General features: G+C 57.5%; 18 protein-coding genes, 1 tRNA gene and 2 pseudogenes. 13 read left to right on the top strand and 8 right to left on the bottom strand.

Going from position 1 to position 22,655, the window contains the following annotated elements; all coding sequences use genetic code 11:
• The first annotated feature begins 242 nt into the window (after positions 1–242).
• Positions 243–1,463: a putative DNA modification/repair radical SAM protein gene (locus HX881_RS19405; RefSeq protein WP_177086041.1), complete on the top strand. Its 1,221-nt coding sequence runs from the start codon at positions 243–245 to the stop codon at positions 1,461–1,463.
• Positions 1,460–2,308: a TIGR03915 family putative DNA repair protein gene (locus HX881_RS19400; RefSeq protein ID WP_177086039.1), complete on the top strand. Its 849-nt coding sequence runs from the start codon at positions 1,460–1,462 to the stop codon at positions 2,306–2,308. Before HX881_RS19405 ends, HX881_RS19400 begins: the two co-directional genes overlap by 4 nt.
• Positions 2,309–2,448: 140 nt before the next feature.
• Here the strand turns inward: HX881_RS19400 and HX881_RS19395 are convergent, their stop codons facing one another.
• The 5 genes from HX881_RS19395 to nfsB form a co-directional block, all read right to left on the bottom strand.
• Entirely contained in the window at positions 2,449–3,351 is a 903-nt protein-coding gene (locus HX881_RS19395; RefSeq protein WP_177086038.1) for a DMT family transporter, read from the bottom strand.
• 39 nt (positions 3,352–3,390) lie between these two features.
• Complete coding sequence (locus tag HX881_RS19390) at positions 3,391–6,936, bottom strand: amino acid adenylation domain-containing protein (RefSeq protein ID WP_177086037.1); 3,546 nt, start codon at positions 6,934–6,936, stop codon at positions 3,391–3,393.
• Positions 6,937–6,972: 36 nt separating this feature from the next.
• On the bottom strand, positions 6,973–8,280 hold the full coding sequence (locus HX881_RS19385) for an aminotransferase family protein (protein WP_177086036.1): 1,308 nt from the start codon (positions 8,278–8,280) through the stop codon (positions 6,973–6,975).
• A 92-nt stretch (positions 8,281–8,372) separates the two neighbouring features.
• Positions 8,373–9,623, bottom strand: coding sequence for an iron-containing redox enzyme family protein (locus tag HX881_RS19380; RefSeq protein ID WP_017129137.1), 1,251 nt, complete (start codon positions 9,621–9,623; stop codon positions 8,373–8,375).
• A gap of 591 nt (positions 9,624–10,214) precedes the next feature.
• Positions 10,215–10,871 carry an oxygen-insensitive NAD(P)H nitroreductase gene (gene nfsB, locus HX881_RS19375; RefSeq protein WP_042936937.1) on the bottom strand — a complete coding sequence of 219 codons (657 nt, stop codon included), beginning with the start codon at positions 10,869–10,871 and terminating at the stop codon, positions 10,215–10,217.
• Positions 10,872–10,976: 105 nt separating this feature from the next.
• On the opposite strand from nfsB, the gene HX881_RS19370 reads away from it, so the two are divergent.
• Both HX881_RS19370 and HX881_RS19365 read left to right on the top strand, forming a co-directional pair.
• A complete protein-coding gene (locus HX881_RS19370) occupies positions 10,977–11,894 on the top strand; it encodes a LysR family transcriptional regulator (protein ID WP_177086035.1) in 918 nt (305 codons plus the stop codon).
• 272 nt (positions 11,895–12,166) lie between these two features.
• Positions 12,167–12,253, top strand: a tRNA-Leu gene (locus HX881_RS19365).
• Positions 12,254–12,337: 84 nt separating this feature from the next.
• Here the strand turns inward: HX881_RS19365 and HX881_RS19360 are convergent.
• Positions 12,338–12,583: pseudogene (locus tag HX881_RS19360) on the bottom strand (site-specific integrase); the annotation flags it as partial.
• A 14-nt stretch (positions 12,584–12,597) separates the two neighbouring features.
• On the opposite strand from HX881_RS19360, the gene HX881_RS19355 reads away from it, so the two are divergent.
• The 7 genes and pseudogenes from HX881_RS19355 to HX881_RS33260 all read left to right on the top strand — a co-directional run bounded on the left by HX881_RS19355 (position 12,598) and on the right by HX881_RS33260 (position 17,286).
• The gene (locus tag HX881_RS19355) at positions 12,598–12,873 is read left to right on the top strand and encodes a baseplate J/gp47 family protein (protein ID WP_177086034.1); all 276 of its coding nucleotides are present in this window, start codon (positions 12,598–12,600) and stop codon (positions 12,871–12,873) included.
• Between the two features lie 9 nt (positions 12,874–12,882).
• Complete coding sequence (locus HX881_RS19350) at positions 12,883–13,473, top strand: YmfQ family protein (protein ID WP_177086033.1); 591 nt, start codon at positions 12,883–12,885, stop codon at positions 13,471–13,473.
• Positions 13,474–13,476: 3 nt separating this feature from the next.
• Positions 13,477–13,908, top strand: coding sequence for a hypothetical protein (locus HX881_RS19345; protein WP_177086032.1), 432 nt, complete (start codon positions 13,477–13,479; stop codon positions 13,906–13,908).
• A 702-nt stretch (positions 13,909–14,610) separates the two neighbouring features.
• Positions 14,611–15,009, top strand: coding sequence for a tail fiber assembly protein (locus HX881_RS33060; protein WP_177086031.1), 399 nt, complete (start codon positions 14,611–14,613; stop codon positions 15,007–15,009).
• Between the two features lie 93 nt (positions 15,010–15,102).
• Positions 15,103–16,209, top strand: a complete 1,107-nt coding sequence (locus HX881_RS19335) for an acyltransferase family protein (protein WP_177086029.1) — start codon at positions 15,103–15,105, stop codon at positions 16,207–16,209.
• Between the two features lie 72 nt (positions 16,210–16,281).
• Positions 16,282–16,820 (top strand): annotated as a pseudogene (locus HX881_RS19330) (glycoside hydrolase family 19 protein).
• Between the two features lie 31 nt (positions 16,821–16,851).
• The gene (locus tag HX881_RS33260; RefSeq protein ID WP_425503526.1) at positions 16,852–17,286 is read left to right on the top strand and encodes a DUF2514 family protein; all 435 of its coding nucleotides are present in this window, start codon (positions 16,852–16,854) and stop codon (positions 17,284–17,286) included.
• A 554-nt stretch (positions 17,287–17,840) separates the two neighbouring features.
• Here HX881_RS33260 and HX881_RS19320 read toward each other — a convergent pair.
• Both HX881_RS19320 and HX881_RS19315 read right to left on the bottom strand, forming a co-directional pair.
• On the bottom strand, positions 17,841–19,127 hold the full coding sequence (locus HX881_RS19320; RefSeq protein WP_177086025.1) for a CitMHS family transporter: 1,287 nt from the start codon (positions 19,125–19,127) through the stop codon (positions 17,841–17,843).
• Between the two features lie 108 nt (positions 19,128–19,235).
• Positions 19,236–20,162: an SMP-30/gluconolactonase/LRE family protein gene (locus HX881_RS19315; protein ID WP_177086023.1), complete on the bottom strand. Its 927-nt coding sequence runs from the start codon at positions 20,160–20,162 to the stop codon at positions 19,236–19,238.
• Positions 20,163–20,488: 326 nt separating this feature from the next.
• On the opposite strand from HX881_RS19315, the gene HX881_RS19310 reads away from it, so the two are divergent.
• Positions 20,489–21,430, top strand: coding sequence for a hydroxymethylglutaryl-CoA lyase (locus HX881_RS19310; RefSeq protein ID WP_177086021.1), 942 nt, complete (start codon positions 20,489–20,491; stop codon positions 21,428–21,430).
• A complete protein-coding gene (locus tag HX881_RS19305; protein ID WP_177086019.1) occupies positions 21,427–22,626 on the top strand; it encodes a CaiB/BaiF CoA transferase family protein in 1,200 nt (399 codons plus the stop codon). Before HX881_RS19310 ends, HX881_RS19305 begins: the two co-directional genes overlap by 4 nt.
• Positions 22,627–22,655: the final 29 nt, after the last annotated feature.

Genomic DNA, 22,655 nt, shown 5'->3' with positions numbered 1-22,655 from the left:
CTTCGGTCAGTTGTACGAGTGTCTCTGCTTCGATAGTCATTGCTGTTACCTCGTCAGATTGACTGCGTTCATAATTCCTGACCAGGAGGACAGGCGGCTAATTCAATTTTTCTACCTCGGCGATACAGGCCTCCTTGATCTGGCAGGGCTTTTATCGGTTCGACGCTTTGCTGGCCCGATGACGCTTGCACGCGGACGTATCTCGGAATACTGTATGGATAATCAGTATAGAGATAGATCCCATGCAGCTTATCGCCAAGCTCGGCATCCTCGCCGACGCCGCCAAGTACGACGCTTCGTGTGCCAGCAGCGGCGCACCCAAGCGCAGCTCCCGTGGCCGTGAGGGGATCGGTGCCACCGATGGCATGGGCATCTGTCACAGCTATACCCCCGACGGCCGCTGCGTGTCGTTGCTCAAGGTGCTGCTGACCAATTTCTGCCTCTACGACTGCCAGTACTGTGTCAATCGCCGCTCCAGCAATGTGCCCAGGGCGCGTTTCACGCCGGAGGAGGTGGTGCGCCTGACCCTCGACTTCTATCGGCGCAATTGCATCAGCGGGCTGTTCCTGAGCTCGGGCATCATCCGCTCGGCCGACTACACCATGGAGCAGTTGGTGCGGGTGGCGCGCTTGCTGCGTGAGGAACACCAGTTCCGGGGCTATATCCATCTCAAGACCATTCCCGATGCCGATCCCCTGTTGATCGAGGAGGCGGGACGTCTGGCGGATCGCCTGAGTGTGAATATCGAGTTGCCCACCGAGGCGGGCCTCAAGCTGCTGGCGCCGGAGAAGCAGTTGATCACCATTCGCCAGGCCATGGGTACCATCCACCGCGGCCAGCAGGCGGTGGCCGGCGAGGTCAGGGCGCCGCGCTTTACCCCGGCGGGGCAGAGCACGCAGATGATCGTCGGCGCCGATGCCAGCGACGACCGTACGATCCTGCGCAACGCCGAATCGCTCTATCAGGGTTATGGCCTGAGGCGGGTCTACTACTCGGCGTTCAGCCCGATTCCCGACAGCCCCAGCAGCGTGCCTCTGGCTGCGCCGCCGCTGTTGCGCGAGCACCGCTTGTACCAGGCCGATTTCCTGATGCGCGGTTATGGCTACAAGGCCGGTGAGCTGTTGACCCAATCCACCCACCTGGCACTGGACATCGACCCCAAGCTTGCCTGGGCACTGGCCAACCGCGAGGTTTTCCCGCTGGATGTGAACCGCGCCGAGCCGGCGTTGCTGGCGCGTATCCCGGGGATCGGCCTGCGCAGTGTGCAACGGCTGGTGGCGCTGCGCCGCGAGCGGCGTATCCGCTATGACGACCTGATCCAGATGCGTTGCGTGCTGGACAAGGCCCGGCCCTTTATCGTCACCAGCGACTATCGGCCACCCCAGGCGGAGATGCGCAGCGGCCTGTTGCGGGTGCGCCTGCGCGAGCCTCAGGCACCGTTGCAGATGGGGCTGTGGGGATGATCGCGCTGGACTGTGACGACGACTTCGGCACCTGGCGCGATCAGGCCCGCAGACTGCTCGGACACGGTATCGATCCGGTCGATGTGACCTGGACGCAAGGCCCGATGGACGATCTTCTGGCCGTAGCGACACCCTTGCCTACGGGGCCGGGGCTGTTCTGCGCGCGAGTCCCGGCGGCCCTGCTGGCCCAGCTCGAACAGGCCGCGCGCTATCGTGGCGAGCAGCGCTGGAGCCTGCTCTACGAGGTGCTCTGGCGGGTTGCCCACGGCGACCGTACCGCCATGCTCGCCGGCGACCGCCTGGGCAGCGAACTGCAGCGGCGGATCCGCCAGGTCAGCCGCGAAGCCCATCACCTGCATGCCTTCGTGCGTTTCGTGCCGTTGCCCGAAGCGCTCGCCGAACGGCTGCAACTGGATCTGGTGGCCTTCCACGAACCGGCCCACGACATCCTGGAAAGTGCCAGCGGTCATTTTGCCGAACGGTTGGGCCGGCAACGCTGGTTGATCGCAACCTCCCGCGACGGCATCCGTTTCGATGGTCAGGTCCTGGACTATCGACGCCGTTGCCCCGAGGAGTGGCGGCAGTGGGCCAGCCATGCCGACGATCCGGGCGCCGAGTTGTGGCTGACCTATTACCGGCACATCTTCAATCCGGCCCGGGTCAACCCCGATGCGATGCGCCAGCACATGCCCGGTCGTTTCTGGCGGCACCTGCCGGAAGGGCCGCTGATTCCACGGTTGGTGGGCCTTGCCCGACAAGGCAAGCAACGCGATGGGCAGGCGCAGGAAGTGGGCCAGCAGAACGGCAAGCGGATTGCGGTCGGGGAGGGAATGACTGGGCAGTAAGGTTGCGTAAGCGGCCATTTCAGTTTCGACTGGAGCGCCTACAACGATCCGCATCGTCGCTACTGAGTTCCTTTCGACGAGCGTCCGACAGCCCCGTGTCATACGGGGTTGTCGGATCATGGCCGGAGCCGGTTTGAGGCTCAGCCCAGGGACGTCCTCTGGGTCTGGCTTCGGTCCCCGATCAGACACAGCACCAGCGAAAGCACGATCGCTCCGATGCTCACATTCATCCATGGAGTGATCTGCTCATCCAGCAACAACGCAGACCACGCAATCCCCGCCGCCAGTGCTGCGAAACTGGCAAACGAAACGTATATCCCACCTGCCCGTCGTACCAGTTCGAAGAAGGACCAGACCTCAACTGCGGTGACGATCACCAGTAGTGCCACTTCCGATCCATGCTGGACGAGGTCCTGGTAGCCCGCTTCCGACGTCGATGTAAAGAACAATGGGAGTGCCAACAACGCAGCCAGCACCGACTCATAGGCGGCCATGGTGAACACCCCCAGACCTTTCGGCCAGGCCGCGGCGACGTACAGGTTGTACAGCGCGTAACTCACCGGGACCCCGATGGCCACCGCCAGCCAAAAACGGGACGATCCCTGCGGAAGCGCTGCACTGGGCAGCAGGAGCATCATGGCTGCACCAATACCCAGTGCGGCACACAGCACATGCCAGAACGTGACCGTTGCCAGACGAAGCAGAAAGCCCAGGCAAATGCAGAAAACCGGTGTGCTTGTAACGATCAGGGTAAGCAAGGTCGAGTCAATGTAAGGCGCCACCACCAGTTCGAGCCAGATCGGGAATGCATAGCCAAGTACACTGCAGATGATCAGGAAGACCCACCATGACCGGTTGGTGCGCCACGAGCTGCGTGTGACGACCATCATTGCCAGAAACGCGATGGCCACACCGACCAGCGTCGGGAACAGGATCAGATCTGCATGAACCCCGACGCTGGTGATTTTCTTGACGAGTACGAAGTGGAGCCCCCAGGTGCTGCCCATCAAGGCCAGCAGTAGAAAATTGATGTAGCGCGTCAATTCGGTATCTCCCTTTTAAATGAAACTCGCGGTTCGGCATCATCCATGCGCGACGGTTTGAGCTTGTAAGGATGGGGGAACTGATCCAGCCATCACGGTATAGGCCATCTGCTCCGGCGTGAGGCCTGGAGATTCTTCTTGCCCCCAGCATTCATGTGAGGCGATCGCTTCAGTGATCGTAAGGTCATCCATGCAGTCGGAAAGCGACAGCGACTTCACGACAGCGAACACTCTCAGTGCCGGGACATCCTGCGGGTACGCCAGAATGTGAGCGTTCAGCGTTGCCAGCCATGTTGCCGAGTTCACCAGGACCAGGTCTTTCACCTGCTGACGCATGGCTTGATGGATTTCGTCCATCGTGTAGCTTTTGCTGGAGCATAGATGATAGGTGCTTGTGGCCGTCGTGGGGAGGCTCGCCGGGTTTACTACGCGGGAGGCAATCTGGCCCGCGATGCGATCCGCCGGGCAGACTTCCAGTTGCATGGGCATGATCGGAAATTGTCCGATTCTCTGGCAGACACTCAAGAACTGGAAGACGTAGTCATTGCTGGCTTCACCCACGTTCGTGGCACTGCCCCACAGACGACCACAGCGATAGATCGTTGCCTTGAGGCCCTCAGCCCGGAGCTGCTCCAGCAACATTTCGATCATCCATTTGCTTTGCAGATAACCGGAGGTCACGTTATCCACTTCCGCCATTTTGGTGCTGGGGGATAGGTGCGCGAGACGCGGTTTGGTGTCAAACAAGGCAAGAGATGAGACAAAATGGAAGCCGGCGCCGCTTGCAAGAGCCAGGTTGATGAGGTTCAGGCTTCCGAGGACGTTGGTCGTCATCAGCTTCGAATAGGGTGACAACATATGGGTATCGGCGGCGCAATGCACGATATCGGCGACGCTGTGTTGCAGCGCGTGCAGACAATCCTTGTCCAGCCCCAGTTGGTCGCGGTTCAGGTCGCCCACGATGACATGCAGTCTTTGCCGCTCTTCATGGCGCACGTTGAGCGTTTGCATCAGTTTTCGACGAAGGGCCTCGGGGCTTTCAGCGGTCGAACTGCGAACCAGGCAGTGGATTGGACGTAGCGTTCTTTTCAGCAGGTCCTTGACCACATGGCGTCCGAGCAGCCCCGTAGCACCTGTCACAAGAATGCCTTCTGCGATACGAGTGGAGGGGGGCGTGCCGACCCGGAGCAACCCCTTGAGCCGATCGAGTTCCGCATCGCGCCAGTCGCGGAAGTGTCGGGCCCTGTGTTGTACATGTACCGATTTACCGGCGTCGGTGAGAATCGTGCGCAGGCTCGCACAATGGTACAGCGTCGATACCGGCCATTCCCGACCGCTGTGCCGTTCCAGAAAGACAGCCAATCGCACGATCTCCAGTGAGTCGGCGCCATTCTCCGCCAGGCTGGCATCCCAGTTCAGCTCGCGTGCGCCCATTATCGAGCGTATGCCTGTCATGAGCTCGCTTTCTGGTTGTGGGTCGAGATCGCTGTTCTCGCTTGTCTTGGCAATGGCCGTCGCGAGAGCCCGCACCCTGTTGTAATCGATCTTTCCAGCGAGAGTGCGCGGCATTTCGTCGAGCAGGACGAAGCTGTTCGGAACCATATAGGACGGAAGATCCAGGCTCAGCTGGTGACGCAAGTCAGTTTGTGTCGCCTCGATACCAGGCATCAGTTGCACGGCGCACAGCAGCTTGGCATTGCTACCTGCGTCGGTCATGAGCACACAGCAATCCGATACTTCGGGCAGCGTTCGGACGATCGACTCGATTTCACCCAGGCTAATCCTGAAGCCCTGGCGTTTCACCACATTGTCCATGCGGCCGTGATACTCCAATGCGCCGTCGGCGCCGATGCGTCCCAGATCGCCGCTCTTGTAATAGCGATGCTGGCTTCGATCGCTCTCGACCCGGATGAAGAATTTCTCATCGGTCATTTCAGGGCTGTTCAGGTATCCGGTGGCCACGCCCGGACTGGATATGCATATCTGCCCCATGCCCCCGAGCGGTACCGGCCGGTCAAACCGGTCGAGCAAGACAATCCTGCTGCCGGCAATGGGGCGACCGATGGAGATAGCGTTTTTTATCTCGTCGCCGGCACAGGGCTGTCGCACGCGCTGGAGGGCTGTGACAACCGTCGTCTCGGTTGGGCCGTAGGAGTTGATCAGGTGTGGACGAGGTGGCGGGAGACGGAACCAGGCGTGGATATCGGATTTGTAGAGTGCTTCTCCGCCAATGACAACCAGATTGACGCTGGGTGGAAAGTGGAGGTTCTCCGATAGGCAGGCCAGACTGAGCTCTCGCCAGTAGCCGGTGGGCAAGTCCAGGAAAGTGATGCGTTGTTCATGCACGAACTGCAGAAACCTGGCAGGTCGCAGATCGACCTCCGAATCACGGATAATCAACGTTCCGCCGGCCATCAGGCAGGGATAGATTTCCTCAACGGAGGCGTCAAACGAGACGGTGGCAAATTGCAGGACCCTGGCATGACTCGTGAGACTGAAGGTGTACCTGGCAACGCTGGCGTAGTACGAAAGCGATGAGCGTGAAACCATCACTCCCTTGGGGCGTCCGGTTGTGCCAGAGGTGAACAGCACGTACCCGCAACCCGAGTTGCCTTCGGATTCGGTTTCGGCCATCGAGCGAATCCTCGTTATTACCCCATCGCCCTCAATGATCCATCCCGCCCGAGCATCCTCGAGCATCAGTTTGCTGCGCTCGGCTGGCAGTTCGAGGTCTATTGGAATGTAGATGGCATCCAGCGAAAGCAACGCCAGCGCGGCAATGATAAAACCGCTTGAGCGTGGCAGGCGTAGTGCGACACGGCTGCCGGCGGTTACCCCCTCGCGTGCCAGCTCTGTGGCGAGCTTGCGGGCCTGCGCCGATAACTGTCCGTAGCTGATCGTTGTGCCGGCATCACAAATGGCTGCTTTTTCAGGGTTCCGACCTGCATGGCTCTCGAATGCCTCCAGCACATCCTGATCCACGACGCCCTGTAGTTTGCCCAGCAACTCGGCGTTCGACTGTACAGGTCTTGCGAACTCCACGAGCTGTTGTGGAGTGAGATGATTGTCACTCTGAAGAGCCATCGCGATGGCCAGCAGCGCATCGAGGATCTCGTGAGCCAGGTCTTTTTCAAGCACCTGCCTGTCGAACAACAATTCGACCGAGGCTTCGCGGACATTCATCTGCAGCTGGGCGGCACCGAACAAGCCCTGGCATTGCTCGGTGTCCGACCAGGCCCGTACCTGCCAGGGCGCATGCTGTGCACCGGACATGTCGTTCAGGGCTTTTCTGCAATCAGCACGAAGTGCGCTTGCCGATGCCAGCGGATCCACATTCGGGCAGTCGAGATGCCCTGCGCGAGAGACGACAACGCTGCTCACTTCTTCCGCCCAGTTGGCGTACCAGCAAGCGGCTACCAGCCAGGCGGTGAGCAGGCTGGCCTCGAATTCGGCGCCGGTCGTGCCCACGGCGTCCGCTCGCTCCAGGCTGACCGCTGCCTGGCTCACTGTCGAACTTTCGCTTTCCACGCCAGGCACTTGTGTATCGCGCACCGAATCTGTGTGTTCGATTTCATCGAATGTCATCTCTTATAGTCCTTTATGTTTTCGGCTCAATGACAGTTATTTCAGTGCTTGCTGGATAACCAGGCAGAGATGATCGATTTGTTCCTGATTGATACACAGCGGGGGCGCGATCTCGATCGTCGGATCGTTGCGGGTGTAGTACAGGGAGGTGATCACGCCATGGTTCAACAAACGATCGCGAATCACCGCGACTTCTTCCGTCGTGGCGGGAGCCGGGGAACCAGGTGACTTCAGGTGGATGGCCTGGAGCAGGCCCGTCCCGGTGAGGCCGGAGACCTTTGGATGTCCTGCGAACAAACCATGCAGCCTGTCTTTCAGGTAGACACCCATGGACGAGGCGTTCCCGAGCAGTTGCTCGTGGTCGAGAATCCTGATGTTTTCCAACGCGGCCGCGGCCGCGGCTGGACGACCACCGAAGGTGGCGCCATGGGTGAACATGCTGTCGTTGCCCTGGGCGAAGGCAGAAGCGACACGTTCGCTGACGATTGTAGCCCCGAGGGAGTCGTATCCACTTGTGAGGCCTTTGGCGCAAACGATGATGTCTGCTTCGAGACCATAGTGTTCAGCGCTGAACCAGCTGCCCATACGTCCGAATCCGGTAATGACTTCATCGACGATCAACAGGGCGCCGGTCTCCTCGCGCAGCCTGCGTAGCCCATCAAGATACTCGGTGCCGGGCGTCACCATGCCGTTGCTGGTTTCGATGGTTTCCAGCAGTACGCCTGCCACATCCTTGCCACGACCTGGGGTGGCCTTCAGGAGGTCATTGAAGGGATCATTGCTGTCGTGCATCGAAGGAATGGTCGCGGTCATGGGCAGAAGTGGACCGAACTCTTCTTTCAACGATGCAAAACCGCAGACCGACAGCGCGCCCAGCGTAACCCCGTGGTAGGCATGATCGCGGGAGATCAGCCATTTGCGTTGGCTTTCACCACTCTTGACGGCAAAGGCCCGGGCAATTTTCAGCGCGGTCTCTACTGCCTCCGAGCCGCTGTTGGTGAAGAACACCCGTGCATTGGCGCCGACGACGGGGGACGCCAGGTTTGCCAGGGTCTGAGCCAGCTGGGTGGAATAGGGGTTGGAAAAACTGAACGGAGAGCAGAATGCTAGCGTCTTGGCTGCCTGGCTGGCGGCATCGACAATCGAGTCACGACCATATCCGACATTCACACAGTACGCACCGCTGATGGCGTCCATATACTGGCGGCCCTGCGAATCCGTTACGTAGATGCCTTGTGCCTTGACCAGGGACGAGGGAAAAGCATCGGTCTTGCCAAGTTGATCGGAAGGGAAGAAGTGCAGCCAGGTATTGTCGTGTTCAGACAGGGACTTTTCTACAGACATGGGGAATCCTTGCGCTTGTTATGCAAGCGCTTGTGTCATCAGGTTTCGGTGAGCGCGCGATTGATGGAGGATCAACTGCGCGCCACGTGTTATTAGTTGTAGTACGCGCCGTTGTTGCCGGCTTTGATATGGGCCGCAGTAAAGGGTGGAAGGCGAATCAGTCCATGTTCTGACGAAGTGCTGGCGGCCAAGGGATCAGTGAGGAATAGTTTTCCATCGCCCTGAAGATTGATTAGAAGCTCCTGAGCAGAGAAAAGATGTTCGGTCTGGCCGGAGGCGACATGATTCGAAAGTTTAAGGTCCGAGCTTGTCAGTTCCGTGGAGTCAGCGGTTGTGCCTGTCAATATCTGATGGTCAAGCTCCAGCCCGAAAATATCCTGGTAAATCATCAACTCTACAAAACCGCGCAATATATGAGGCGCGGCATCATCACCAAAGCGATCCAGGGCATGGGATATAAGGTTGTCAAGAACCCAGCGACCATGTGCCTGGTCGACCGAAGTGTGAACGTCGAAGTAGTGACAGTCGACTTTTCCGCTGTAGATTTCGCGAACGGATTCACCCAGTTGTTTCTGCCATACAATGAAGCACGCTTCATTGCGGAAGAATGCGCCCAGGTAACGCAGGAACTTACTTTTATCGTGGCAGATCTGGTAGGTATAAGCCGAGACCAGCATGTTGCTGGTGAGGAAGTGGTCCTGGTAGGCATCCGGTGTATCGCTCAGACCAAGATCCACCATCGTCTTCTCATACAAATGGCTGTGTTTGTCCTCAGGGACGCCATTGCCCATCTCGTCCTGGTAGACCCGCAGCAAATGAGACTGCAAGGTGCCGAACGCGCCTGTTGCGTAAAGTCCCATCGGCGCGCCTTCGATAAGGAACTCGATCGAGAACTGCGTCAACAGGCTCCTCATCAGTGCCTGGCCGTTTGGGTCGTTGAGGATGTAGGAAAGCGTAGGGTCAAACTCGCCATTCTTGAGTCGACCAAACTCCTCATCCAGCTGTATGCCGAAGAACGACTTCAACTGCTCTGCCGAAACCGAGAAGTCGACTTTATCCAGTTGCGAACTGATCGGTGCAAATACGACGGCTTCGAGGGTTCTCAGCTCATCCAGGGCTTTCTTGCTTTTATCACGACCATATCGTTCGTCGAGATGCTGCTGGATGTCTCCTTCGATTTCCTTGTTCAGGAATAGCATGTCCTGTTCGTAGCAACCAAGCAGGCGTTTCACATTTTTATTCATGCGAGCGCCCAGGAGTTCCTCTGTTGCAAGATTGAGCTTTACAGTTTTCCCATTGGGGAGCGGATAGGAAAGATGGATAGCATTGTCCAGAAGCTTCATAGAGATCCTTTCATTTTATAGGCGAAACTTTTCCTGCGCTTTATTCCGGCGCAAGTTTCAAGCTAATTGGCGTTGTAGATATTGCACCCGCAAGTAATGACATTCGCTGAGTTGAATCTCGGCGGGAAGTCGATGCGAATAGATTTCAGGCATCCATAAGATGCCGCAGTGCGGAGGGATCAGGTACGGTTGTTCCAACTAGGAAGTGTTGCTGAATCGCGTTGCGATGGGGGAATCATGAGGCGATGAAATACACAAAAGGATATGGCGGGGCATTGATTTCATTCCATGAAAGTATCGTGTCCTTGTTTCGAATCATAAAGTCGTAAAGCTGTAACTGTCAATGTGGAAAAGATAATGTTGGTGTTCGATATTATGTTCGTGGTTAGTTTGATTTTAGGCGGGCTGAAACCGGAGACTAGAAAAAAATCAATATTTTCATGGAGTAGCAAAAGCCTCATTGGAGGCGTCAGTAAAATATAATGAACGCAAGGGTTGCCTTGTTAACTCCCGGGCGATGATATCGGCATGGCCGGACCGCCTGCTCACGAGAGTCAGGCAGTCCGGCCCTGTCAAGGACTGCTCAGGTGCTCAAGCCAGGTGGGTAAACAGATAGTCCTGCGGCAGGCGCGACTTGGGCAGGGCGGCATTGAAATCACTGTCGCTGCGATAGCCCAGGCAGGCGATCACGACGCTGGTCAGTCCCTGTTCGTGCAGGTTCAGTTCGGCGTCCAGCGATTTGGCATCGAAGCCCTCCATCGGCGTGGCGTCGATACCCAGTGCGGCGGCGCCGAGCAGCAGGCTGCCGAGGGCCAGGTAGGTTTGTTTTTCCATCCAGTGCTGCAGGTCTTTCTGGTCGTAGCGGTGCAGGTTGACGAAGTGCGAGCGGATCTGCTGCTGGCCACTTTTGGCCGTATCGGTCGAGAAGCGCCCGTCCTGTTCCTCCTGTTTCAGTATCGTGTCCAGGTGCGCATCGCTCATCGCCGTGCGCGTGCACAGCACGATCACATGGGAGGCGTTCAGCACCTTCGGCTCATTGTTGGGGAAAGCCCCCAGGGCACCCTTGGCCAGGCGTGCCTTGCCCTCGGCGGTCGACGCGACAATAAAGTGCGAAGGCTGCGAGTTGACCGAGGACGGCACGTTGCGCAGCAGGGTCAGCAGCTCGTCGATAGTCGCCTGGGGAATGCTTTTCGAGGCATCGAAGGCTTTGGTGGTGTAGCGCTGGGTGGTGATCTGCGCGAGGTTCATCAGGTGCTCCAGGGAATGGGTTGAGGCGTTGGCGGCGATTCTGATCTTCGCGATCAAAGGGATAAAGAGGTAGCATCGGGTAGCTCTTTCACTCTGGGTGTGAAAATGATTCGAATCGATGACCTGGCGCTCTTCGTGCGTTCCGCCGTGCTGGGCAGTTTTTCCAATGCCGCGCGGGAAGTGGACCTGTTGCCTGGTCAGGTCAGCGCGGCGATCCAGCGCCTTGAGCGTGAGCTGGATATCCGCCTGTTTGCCCGATCCACCCGCAGCCTGCGCCTGACCGCCGAGGGCGAGCGCTACCTGCCGTATGCCCGCGGCGTGCTGGACACCTTGCGCGAAGGCCATGAGCAACTGCATGTCGAGCGCCTGGAGTTGCAGGGTACGCTGCAGATGGCGGTGTCTTCCGATCTGGGGCGCAACCTGCTGTCGCCCTGGCTGATCGAGTTTCGGCGCCTGCATCCACGGTTGATTCTGCGGCTGTTCGTGTCCGACCAGGTCTCCGACGTGTTCCGCGATCCGGTGGATGTCGCGGTGCGCTACGGACAGATCAGCGATGCGAGTTTTGTCGCCTTGCCCCTGGCGGAGAATCGCCGGGTGCTGGTGGCGGCGCCGTCCTACCTGGAAGCCCGCGGTCGCCCGCAAAGCCTGGAGGACCTCGCCGGGCATAGCTGTCTTTGTTATGTGTTGCAGGGGCGCTTCTATGACAAGTGGGGGTTCTACAAGGATGGGCAGCGCCGGGAAGTCTCGGTGACGGGCACGCTGTTCAGCGACGATGCCGATGTGGTCCGGCGCTGGGCGGTGGCGGGCGAGGGCATTGCCTACAAGGCCTGGCTGGAAGTGCGGGCGGATATCGCGGCGGGCCACCTGGAGCTGCTTCTGCCCGGGTACCACGGCGAGCATACCCGGCTCCAGCTGGTGTGCCCGCACCGCCGGCAGATCTCGGCGTCGGTGCAGGCCTTGTACCAGTTCCTCAAGGGAAAATTCCTCGAACTGGATCAGAAGGGACCTGTGTTGCCGCCTTGAAAGTGTCGGTGATGGTGTGGGAAAGCACGAATGGCAGTCGGCATGCGTCGCGATATTCCGTCGACTCACCTGAAACAACAGGCAATCCTTTGAAAATCATAAACTTGCGAAATAGGTCGATTGCCGAAAATTGACGCCGGCAAACTTGCTTCAAGGGGAGGGGATGTATATATTCGTCCCCTTGTCGCGCAGGCATCAGGACCGTCAAAAGGTTATGAGGCCATGGGGTTCCCGCCGAGGAGCCGCTGTGTTGACCGCTTCACCGCGCTGCCGCCCGAATGGCGAAATTGGTAGACGCATGGGACTTAAAATCCCCCGCTCGTAAGGGCGTGCCGGTTCGACCCCGGCTTCGGGCACCATATATATCAAGGGCTTACCAGTATTTTTAGCTGGTAGGCCCTTTTATTTTTTTCCGCAATCAGAAAATCTTTTCCGCAATCCGCTCATTTCGTCGGAGCGACCTTTGCGCCGCGGCGCTTGCGGATGTACTGCTCTATCATGCCAACGGTCGTATGCCCGAGCTGGTCTCGGGTTTCACGGACACTACCTGTCGACTCTTCTTTGTCCGTTGCGGCCTTGGTACGCAGATCCCGAAGCTGGAACGCAGCTTTCGGAGTGTCGGCGGCCTCCCGGGCGTCATCAAAGCGCTTGCGTAGCATACTCACGGTCATCGGTTGGCCGTCTTCCATCGGTGACAGCAGAGGTGTTTGTTGCGGCTCCTATCGCCGATCCGCTCAATCTGGCGGTGAAGCTTTCGCCGAACACCGCGGCTGTCCAGTCCGCGGTGCGCGCAGAAGTCGCCGACCTGATTGTCCGCGACTCGAAACCGGGCAGCCCGATATTGATCAGCCGCCTACGCGAATCTGTCTCCATTGCGGCAGGCGAAGCGGACAATCAGATAACGGCGCCGACCGCGGATATCGCCCACCCCACCGGGCATATGGCGGTGCCAGGCACCATAACCTACTCCAGCTTTTAAGGAGGCGTAATGCCGACAGCTGCCGACTACCTGGAGCAGTTGAAAACGCTGCTGCCTCCTGGACAAGCATTCCCGTGGGAATCTGGAACCACGCTTCACAGCCTGCTTGATAGCATGTCGATTGAACTGGCTCGGGTAGATGTCCGGGGCGAAGCGCTTCCAATGGAGGCTAACCCGTCCACCACCAGCGAGATGCTGAGCGACTGGGAGAGGGGCGCAGGCCTCCCCGATAAATGCTCAGGTGTTCTCGAGGAAACGGTGCAAGGCCGGAAGAACGCCCTATTGGAGAAACTATCCAGTACTGGCGGGCACTCTGCTGCCTACTTCATCGAGTTGGCCCGGGTGCTTGGTTACACAGTTACGATCCAAGAGTACCGACCGTTCCGCGCGGGGCTTTCTCGCGCTGGGGAAGCGGTCACCAATGGCGACTGGGTCTTCACCTGGCTGATTCGCGTTCCAGAGACATCAGTAATTTCCTTCAGGGCTGGCGTGTCTGCGGTAGGTGAACGGCTGCGCACCTGGGGTAACGACACCCTCGAATGCAAAATAAATCAATTGAAGCCAGCGCACACGAACGCGCTCTTCTCCTACGGAGATTGACGCATGCATAGAATTGACTGCCCGGGCGCCACGGTCGACAACAGTTTCACGGAAGGCGATCCGGTCGGCGGCATCCAGGCAACGGTGGTCACTGATGATTTCCTGAATGATGTTCAGGAAGAGCTAATGAGCGTCTTGGCGGCCGCCGGGTTGACGCCCGTAAAAGGCATCCAAAACCAAATTCTTCAGTCCCTTTATAAATTGGCCCAGAATCAGATCGCGCAGGCGTTTGCCACGGGTGGGACTGGAACGGCGCTTACCCTGACCCCGTCGCCTGCGATTTCTGCATACGCCCCGAACCAGCGGTTCAGCGTGAAGTTTCATGTGAGCAGTGGCGTAGACCCAACGCTGAACGCCTCGGCCAAGGGGGCGAAGTTCCTCAAGCAATACAACGCAGTAGGCGCTAAGGTTGCTGCAGTGTTTTTCGCCGACTAGGTTGGCGATGTGGTTTACGATGGCGTCGATTTTGTCCTTCTCGGACAGCTATCAAGCACTACGAGCGTAACTCCTGCGCAGTTTGATAACTCAACGGGCATTGCAACAACCGATTTTTCCCAGTGTGTTGGATTTAAATTTAGAAGCGTGGTAACTGCGTCTGTGGATATTGGTCTTACAGCATCTGCGCATGCGCGCTCAATTATTGTAAGCACTGCCTTGTCGGCGATAAATGTGACTTTTCCGCTTGCGTCAGCCATGCCAGCTGAGATGGTTATTAAGTTTTGGTGCTGGAATAATTACTATTGTTGTAAGCGGGTTTGGCAATATTTTATTGTCTCCAGCTATAGCTACTTTTTCTGTTCAAACTGGTGCATGGATTGTTCTTGTGTCAAGCAGCTCAAGCAGTTGGTGTTCGGTAGATATTGTCGGAATCGGCTTTGGTCAGGCATGGCAGGATTTTACTTAATCGAGGGCAATTGGTGCTACATATAAAAAATCAACTGGACGACCAATTTTGGTATCAATTAACTTGGCGGCTGGATCGGTAGTCATATTATCTGTAAGTGGCGTTCAAGTTGGGCGGGTCGCTCAGGGGACGGGCGGTCTAGGTTGTCAAGTTACAGCGATTGCTCCTGGCGGCATCACATGTGTTTATAATGTCGCCGCAGGAAATATTACTAACTGGATAGAATTGAGGTAGTGAAATGTTACGCCGATAGATCTACTAATGATATTTATGCATGTGAGTCTGCCGGTTCTCAGGATGCATTTATAAGTTTTGATTTTGAGCTGCTTGATGAAGCCAGCCTGGAGGAAGTTAGAGCTGCCCAGGCAGCAGCAAATGCCCCTACAGCCGAACAGATGATTGCAGAGGCGAATGCGCAAATTAACACGCTTCTGGCTTCTGCCGGTCTTCGCGTTGCTCCGCTGCAAGATGCGGTGGATCTTGGCACGGCTACCGACGACGACACGGCAAACCTGAAGCTTTGGAAAGAGTACCACGTAGCCTTAAGACGCTTACACAGGATGGATTCCCCTCCACAATCGACTGGCCAGAGCCTCCGTCTTGATTTTCTGGACCAGCACCTGCACCCGTAATCAAGCCGTCTACACGAGTTGAATGATGGCCCGGCGCCTATGTATCTGATAGGATACATCTCTAAGGGAGTTTTGCTTTGAGGGGTGCTAGGCTTGTCTACCAAAAATGAAATACTACCGCTAACTGGATTAAGGTTTATCGCTGCTCTGTATGTTTTTCTATTTCATATGCAGATTAATTGGCCATTTTCGCCAAGTGGAATAGTAAAAAAAGTCATTGAGCAAGGCGCTGTAGGGATGTCAATTTTTTTTATTCTCTCTGGGTTTCTTCTAGCATATCAATATGCTGATCGGTATGAGGATAAGAAAGATTACTTTGTGAAGCGCATTGCAAGAATATATCCAATATATGTTATAGCAGCATTGAGCACAATTCCGTGGATGTGGAGAGGGGAAGTATTTACTGCGTGGGAAACAACATCTCTTGTTGTGACGAATATATTTGTTATGCAGGCATGGGTTCCGAGTTATTTTAACTTTTGGAATAATGGCGGTAGTTGGTCAATTTCTGTTGAGGTGTTTTGCTACGCAATACTCCCATTTGTAGCTCCTTGGATGTCAAGGCTCTCAAGCAAGCGTCTGGCAGCGTTTGCAGTTATATTATATATCTGGTCAGTTATGCCCGGGCAACTCGGCCGAATTTGGCCTGGTCTGCCATTTTCGTTTTTCTATGCACTGCCAGCTTTCAGGGTTTCCGAGTTTCTTTTGGGCGTTTGTGGGTTTTTGGCCGTTCAGAGAGGATTCAGGTTCTCTCGCCCTAATTTTGCCGTTGTTGTTATCTTGATAGTGTTCGTTCTTTTGATTAAGCGGCGTGCGCTAGGAATTCAGTATATTGGTTATAACTGGATGGTGATGCCAGTGGTGGTCGGCCTGATAATTTCTCTATGTCAATCTAATGGACGTATTTCAAGAGCATTGTCATCTAGGGTTTTTGTTTGGTTCGGAAAAATCAGTTATTGCTTCTATTCCTTTCAGGCTCTTGTGTTGCTGCTTTTGATTAAGTTTCACAAAAATTTGGTCGATGCATTCCCTGTATTTGATATGAACTGGTTTTTGTGCATTTTTGCCTTTGTAATTCTCGTTTTTCTTTCCGCGCTTGGACATCACTTCGTCGAAGAGCCTTGCCGAAGAAAAATACAGAAGTGGGCAGGAGTTCATGGTTATAAACGATTGGCTAAAAATGAGTCCTATGCGGTTTAGTATTTAAACAGCGTCATAGTAATTGAAAATACCCGCCATGAACGGGTATTTTTTTTGCCTGGGGAAACCCCTATGCCGATCACCCAGCAGCAACTGCTGCAGATCGTTCCCAACGCCGGCCGCCAAACCGGCGTTTTTGTTCATACTCTCAACACTGCAATGAGCAAGTACGGAATCATCGGCCGGCTGCGTGTTGCAGCGTTCATCGCTCAGGTTGACCATGAGTCCGGTCAATACGTTCGTGAACTGGGCAGCGACCAGTACCTGAGAAATATGACACCGGCGCCCTGGCCGTCCGCCTGGGCAACACCTCGGACGCCGACGGAGATGGCCAGCGCTATCGTGGGCGCGGGCTGATCCAGATCACCGGGCTTGCAAATTACAGAGCTTGTGGCGAAGTGCTGGGCCTGGGTCTTGTCAGCCAGCCGGAACTGCTCGAGCAAGCCGGGCCGGCCTGTATGTCCATCGCCTGGTTCTGGGGCAGCAGGGGCTGGAACACCCTGGCTGACGCCGGCGAGTTCACGAAGATCACCGGTCGGATCAACGGTAGCCAGAATGGCGCCGCGGATCGTGCCGAGTTGTATTCCCGCGCGCTGAAGGTGCTGCTGTGACACTGCTGGGGCGGCGCCTTATCTCGTCTGCCTGCTGTTTGTGGGCGCTACGCTGTTCGGCGCCTACCAATTCGGCGAAAGCGTGAAGGACGCACAGTGGCACCGCTGGAACGACCGCGACACCGCAGACGCTAACGCGAGGGTCACCGCCGAGGCAGATGCCTGTGCCCTTGAGCAGCAACGCCAGCAATCAGCCGAGAAGGTACAACGTGATACGACTCAAAAACTTGAACAGGCCCGCACTGATGCTGCTGGTGCCAATGCTGCTGACTGGCTGCGCCAGCGAGTGCAAGAGTTCCTACACGCGGCCAGTAGCGCACGCGGCAATCCCGGATCTTCCGGAAGCTGCACACCAGGGCCAAACCCCGGCGATCTGCTCGCCGTCGTGCTCGACAAATCTGTCCAGCGAAATCGGGAACTGGCAGCGATCGCTGATACTGCCCGAGTGAGGGGGGCTTGTCTGTGAGGCTGCCTATGATGCGCTGAAAATATATGTTCTCAGCGCAGATAACGGGTAGGTCTTGCGGGGATTTACCGGCTAAATCCTCGTTCAGGCTGTCGCGGTATGCGCAGACCTCTTCGAGGTTGCGCACCTTCTGGCGAAGGAAAGCCCAGGAAGCCGAAATCTTCCTCTTCTATGCTCATTGGTGCGCGCCTTGTTGATGCTGGTTTTATGTACAGTAATCGAGGCGGCGGGTTTCAGCGAGGGTGAGGCGACGAGATGCATGGGATGGTGGAATGGTGTTCGTTCGGCAGGACGCCGGGGGAGGGATTTTTCCTTTCCGCTATAAACTTTCAGACCTTTGATTTTACTGGGTAAAATAAAGCCTATTTGCCGGGTTTTGCGGAAAGGAATTCAATATTAAGGTCTTGAATAATAAGGAAAAGATAAAGGTTTTAAAATCCCCCGCTCGTAAGGGCGTGCCGGTTCGACCCCGGCTTCGGGCACCATCTTGCATTCCATAGAGCTTCCGTACGCTCTCTGGATCCCCCAAAATCCTGGCAGCTTTTGCGTTTAATTCAATTTATGATCGTGATCGCGCCAATTGCGATGGCCGCGATCAGCATCACCAAAACAGTGCCGAAGGTCCATTTCAGCGAAACCCGCTGGTTATCGCCATAGTCGATGTCCAGCAGCCCGCACAGTAGGTAAGTGGAAGCCACCAGCGGGCTGAGCAGGTGCACTGGCTGGCCAATCAACGATGCGATGGCCATTTCGTGGGGGCCGATGCCGTAGTGGGCAGCGGTTTCGGCGAGGATGGGCAGCACTCCAAAATAGAAAGCGTCGTTGGTCAGCACGTAGGTGAACGGCATGCTAAGCAGAGCCGTGATTACTGACATGCCGTGGCCAGCCTGCTCTGGCAGGATGGCGATCAAGTTATCGGAGATTGCCTTGATCATCCCGGTGCCGCCCATGATGCCGACGAAGATGCCCGCCGCAAAAATCAGCAGGGTCACGGCCAGCACGTTGTCGGCGTGACGACCGATGACTTCCTTCTGCTGTTTGAGAGTCGGGTAGTTGATCAGGCAACCCAGGCCGAAGGCGACCATGAACAGGATCGGCAGCGGCATCAGGCTGAGCATCATCGAGCTGATGAGGGCGACCGTCAGGACAATGTTGAACAGAAATTTCGGATCGCTCAGGCGAACGTGCGCGTAGCCTTCGAGCACTTTGTCTTCGGTGACGCTGACAATGCCCAATCGGCGGTATTCCATTCGACCCAGGCACCAGGCGGCAAAAATCACCCACACACCGCCAGCGATCATGATGGGAACCATCTGTAAAAACAGCTCGGTGATGTCGACGTGCATGGCACTGGCCGCTCGCGAGAACGGCCCGGCCCACGGCAGGATGTTCATTACTCCGATGGCCAGCAGCAGCACGGTTGCCATGACCTGTAAACGAATGCCGGTCAGACGATACAGCGGCAAAAACGCCGCCGTGGCGATGATGTAGGTGGTCGCGCCGTCGCCGTCCAGGCCAACGCACAACCCCAGCACGGCGGTGCCGACAACGATCTTGCGCGGGTCGCCCTTGACCAGCCGCAACAGCACCTTGATCAGCGGGTTGAACAGCCCGGCGTCGGTCATCATGCAGAAATACAGGATCGCGAAGGTCAGCATGATGCCGGTGGGGGCGAGCATCTTCACGCCGTCGTACATCATCCCGCCCAGTTGCGTGGCGAAGCCGCCCAGGCAACCGAAGACGATCGGTACCAGCAGCAGCGCTACCAGCGGTGAAAGGCGCTTGCTCATGATCAGGTACATGAAGCAGGCGATCATCGCGTAGCTCAGAAAAATCAACATAGGCATCCCTTTTATTGGTTTTGTAGGGCGCGAGCGCAGCAGGGCTCGCTTTCTTCGGGCCGAGCGAAGCCCGTGCGCCTGGCGCACAGGGTTCTGCGGGTTATTGGTCTAGCGGTGCGAGAACATCGGCTGACCGCTGTGGGGCAAGTCGGCGACCAGGATGGAACCGGTGGAGGAGTCGGTGATGAACAATTGCCGATTATCCTCGCCACCGAACGCCAGGTTGGTCAGGGTGCGTCCTTCGGTGCACGAGCGGATGCGGTACAGCGGCACGGCGTGAGGGTCGAACACCCAGACGCAGCCGTTGCCGGCATCGCAAACATACAGATTGCCTTCGCTGTCCAGTGCCATGCCGTCGGCGCCACTGACGCCTCCGGCCATGGCTGTGAAAATCCCTACCTTGCTGGTGCCGCCGTCGCGCTGGATCGGCAGGCGCCAGACCGCGTTGCCGCGGGTCATCGCCACGAACAGCGCGTTCTGCGCCAGGTCCATGACCAGGCCGTTGGGGCTCGGGCCGTTGTCGATCAGGCGCGTGAGGGTATGCTTTTCCAGGTCATAGGCATAGACGCGACCGGTCGGGTCCTGCTGGCCGGTCTGGCCTTGATCAGTGAAGTACAGCTTGCCACTGGCATTGAAGAACAGGTCGTTGACGCCCTTGAAGCCTTCGCTGCGGCTGTGGGTGAGGAAGGGGGTCACCGCTCCGGTGTGCGGATCGAGGTTCAGAATCCCTTGCTTGTAATCGGCGATGAAAATTCGCCCGTCGCGGTGGATTTTCAAACCGTTGGGCCAGCCATCGTATTCGGCGATCAGGGTCCAGTGGCCCTGAGGATCGATGCGTAGGATGCGGCCGTACGGGATGTCGGTGACGTAGAGATTGCCGTCCCGGTCGAAGGACGGCCCTTCGAGAAAGCTTTTGACCTTCTGCCCGGGCTTGTTGGCACGTACCCAGTCGGAGTCGCCGTCTTTCCAGAATTCTTCGGGCAGCGCGGTGAACACGCGGGTCGACAGATCGCGAGGCGGGGCGTACAGGCTCACAGGATCAGCTCCTACGGGGGCGAACGGAAAGCACCGATCTTGACGGTGACGAAGCCATTTCGCCATATTGTTATCGTTCTATCTAACAGAACGTTGTGTTTACTGACAGAACAAGGTTCGACTTTATTTTTTCAGCTGTCAACCCGCCGGGATTGTCTGTTTTTCATTTCGCAGTTGATCACCGGACACTCTCAGACTTTCAGGAGCGCCACGCCCATCGCCCGGGATGACGGGCGTTGACAGTGGGATTTTATCGGCTCATGATTATTTTAGAACGTCGTTCTGTTAGATAGAACTAGCGCATTTCCACACCCGGAGAACCGGCGATGAATCCTAATAACAACGTAGACATCCTGATCAGCGAGGTCGGCCCCCGTGATGGCCTGCAAAGCGTCACCGCGACCATGCCCACGGCGCTCAAGCTTCAGTGGCTGACGGCCTTGGCTGATGCAGGCTTGAAAGAGATCGAGGTCGGCTCCTTCGTGTCCCCCAAACTGCTCCCGCAAATGGCCGATGCCGCCGAGCTGGTGGCGCACATGCGTCAGCGTCCGGACGTGTTCGTCACCGCGCTGGTGCCGAACCTCAAGGGCGCCGAAGCGGCGTTCAACGCGGGCGTGCAGAAAATTACCCTGCCGATTTCCGTCAGTGAGCCCCATTCGCTGGCCAATATCCGCAAGTCCCACCAACAGGTGTACGACGAAGTGCGCGCGGTCATGGCCCTGCGCAACGAGCGCTTCCCGCACGTCGAGGTCGAGGCCGGGTTGTCGACGGTGTTCGGTTGCACGATTCAGGGCGAGGTGCCCGAAGACGACGTATTGCGCATGGCCTTGACCATGGTCGAGCTGGGCGTCGATGAGGTGGGGCTCGCCGACACCGTGGGGTACGCCAATCCAGCCCAGGTGCGTCGCGTGTTCACCCGTCTGCGCAACGAGATCGGCAGCAAGGCCGGCAGCGCGCATTTTCACAACACCCGCGGGCAGGGCCTGGCCAATGTGGTCGCGGCGTTGGACGTCGGCGTCACCACTATCGATGCCTCTCAAGGCGGCATCGGCGGCTGCCCTTACGCGCCGGGGGCGTCGGGCAATATAGTGACCGAGGATCTGGTCTACCTGCTCGAATCCATGGGCCTGCGCACCGGCGTGGACATCGACAAGCTGGTGGCCGCTCGCGCCTGGCTGAAACAGGGCCTGCCGGGTGAGCCGCTGTATGGCTTCATCCCAGACGCAGGCGTCGGCAAGAATTTCCATTACGCCGGAGGTGGGCAATGAGCCTGCTCAATCAGAGCCTTCAGGCGCTGCCGCTGGCAGGCGTGCGTGTGGTCGAGTTCGTGCACATGGTCATGGGCCCGACCTGCGGGCTAGTGCTGGCGGACCTGGGTGCCGAGGTGATCAAGGTCGAGCCAACCCCGGAAGGCGACAATACCCGTCGCCTGACCGGTTCCGGCGCGGGCTACTGGATGACCTACAACCGCAACAAGAAAAGCTTCGCGGTCGACATCAAGACCGAGGAAGGGATGGCCGCGGTGCGCAAGCTGATTGAAAGCGCCGATGTGGTCACCGAGAACTTCCGCCCCGGCGCCATGGAAAAACTCGGCCTGGGGTACGAGCAGGTCAAGGCGATCAAGCCGGACATCATTTACAGCTCGATGAAAGGCTTTCTGCCGGGACCGTATGAACATCGCACTGCGCTGGACGAGGTGGTGCAGATGATGACTGGCCTGGCGTACATGACCGGCCCGGAAGGTCGTCCGCTGCGTGCAGGGGCGTCGGTTAACGACGTGATGGGCGGCATGTTCAGCGCCATCTCGATTCTGGCGGCGTTGTGGCAGCGCAAGAACACCGGGGAAGGGCAGTTCGTGCAGACCGGGCTGTTCGAGAACTCGGCGTTTCTGGTGGGCCAGCACATGATGCAGATGGCGACCACTGGCAAGCCAGCCGCGCCGATGCCCAGTCGTTTGTCGGCCTGGGCCATCTACGACGTCTTCAACACCCTGGGCGATGAGCAGGTGTTCATGGGCGTTGTGAGCGACAGCCAGTGGGTCAATTTCTGCAAGAGTTTTGGCTTTACAGAGCTTGGACGCGACCCTGAACTTACGAAAAACACCCAGCGCGTGCAGGCCCGGGCGAAGATTCTGCCGCAGGTCCGCGAGCGTCTGGCGCAAATGAGCAAGCAGGAGGTCATGGACCTGTGCGAGCAGACGGGCCTGCCGTTTTCGCCGATCCAGCGTCCTCAGGACCTGTTCGAGGACCGGCATCTGAACGAGTCAGGTGGCCTGGCCCATCTGGCGCTGGAGAATGGCGACGCGGTCAAGGTGCCAATGCTGCCGTTCGAGATGAATGGTCGTCGCTTCGATACCCGCCTCAATGTGCCGCAGCTGGGCAGTCACTCTGCCGAGCTGCTCGAAGAAATGGGCTACGCGTCGGGTGACATCGAGGCGTTGCGCGGGCGTGGCATCGTCCGCTGATACCGCTGGAAGGGACTCCTGATTCCTGT

Origin of the sequence: Pseudomonas gingeri, from assembly GCF_013386115.1 — a bacterium.
GTDB lineage: Bacteria > Pseudomonadota > Gammaproteobacteria > Pseudomonadales > Pseudomonadaceae > Aquipseudomonas > Aquipseudomonas gingeri.
Note: the sequence above shows the minus strand (reverse complement) of the source record. Positions and strands in the feature narration are given on the sequence as shown.

What these genes read in the sequence shown, in the direction of transcription:
- HX881_RS19405 (WP_177086041.1), top strand. Translation starts at nt 243, where the DNA reads ATGCAGCTTATCGCCAAGCTCGGCATCCTCGCCGACGCCGCCAAGTAC.
- HX881_RS19400 (WP_177086039.1), top strand. Translation starts at nt 1,460, where the DNA reads ATGATCGCGCTGGACTGTGACGACGACTTCGGCACCTGGCGCGATCAG.
- HX881_RS19390 (WP_177086037.1), bottom strand. Translation starts at nt 6,936, where the DNA reads ATGACATTCGATGAAATCGAACACACAGATTCGGTGCGCGATACACAA.
- HX881_RS19385 (WP_177086036.1), bottom strand. Translation starts at nt 8,280, where the DNA reads ATGTCTGTAGAAAAGTCCCTGTCTGAACACGACAATACCTGGCTGCAC.
- HX881_RS19380 (WP_017129137.1), bottom strand. Translation starts at nt 9,623, where the DNA reads ATGAAGCTTCTGGACAATGCTATCCATCTTTCCTATCCGCTCCCCAAT.
- nfsB (WP_042936937.1), bottom strand. Translation starts at nt 10,871, where the DNA reads ATGAACCTCGCGCAGATCACCACCCAGCGCTACACCACCAAAGCCTTC.
- HX881_RS19370 (WP_177086035.1), top strand. Translation starts at nt 10,977, where the DNA reads ATGATTCGAATCGATGACCTGGCGCTCTTCGTGCGTTCCGCCGTGCTG.
- HX881_RS19350 (WP_177086033.1), top strand. Translation starts at nt 12,883, where the DNA reads ATGCCGACAGCTGCCGACTACCTGGAGCAGTTGAAAACGCTGCTGCCT.
- HX881_RS19345 (WP_177086032.1), top strand. Translation starts at nt 13,477, where the DNA reads ATGCATAGAATTGACTGCCCGGGCGCCACGGTCGACAACAGTTTCACG.
- HX881_RS19320 (WP_177086025.1), bottom strand. Translation starts at nt 19,127, where the DNA reads ATGTTGATTTTTCTGAGCTACGCGATGATCGCCTGCTTCATGTACCTG.
- HX881_RS19310 (WP_177086021.1), top strand. Translation starts at nt 20,489, where the DNA reads ATGAATCCTAATAACAACGTAGACATCCTGATCAGCGAGGTCGGCCCC.
- HX881_RS19305 (WP_177086019.1), top strand. Translation starts at nt 21,427, where the DNA reads ATGAGCCTGCTCAATCAGAGCCTTCAGGCGCTGCCGCTGGCAGGCGTG.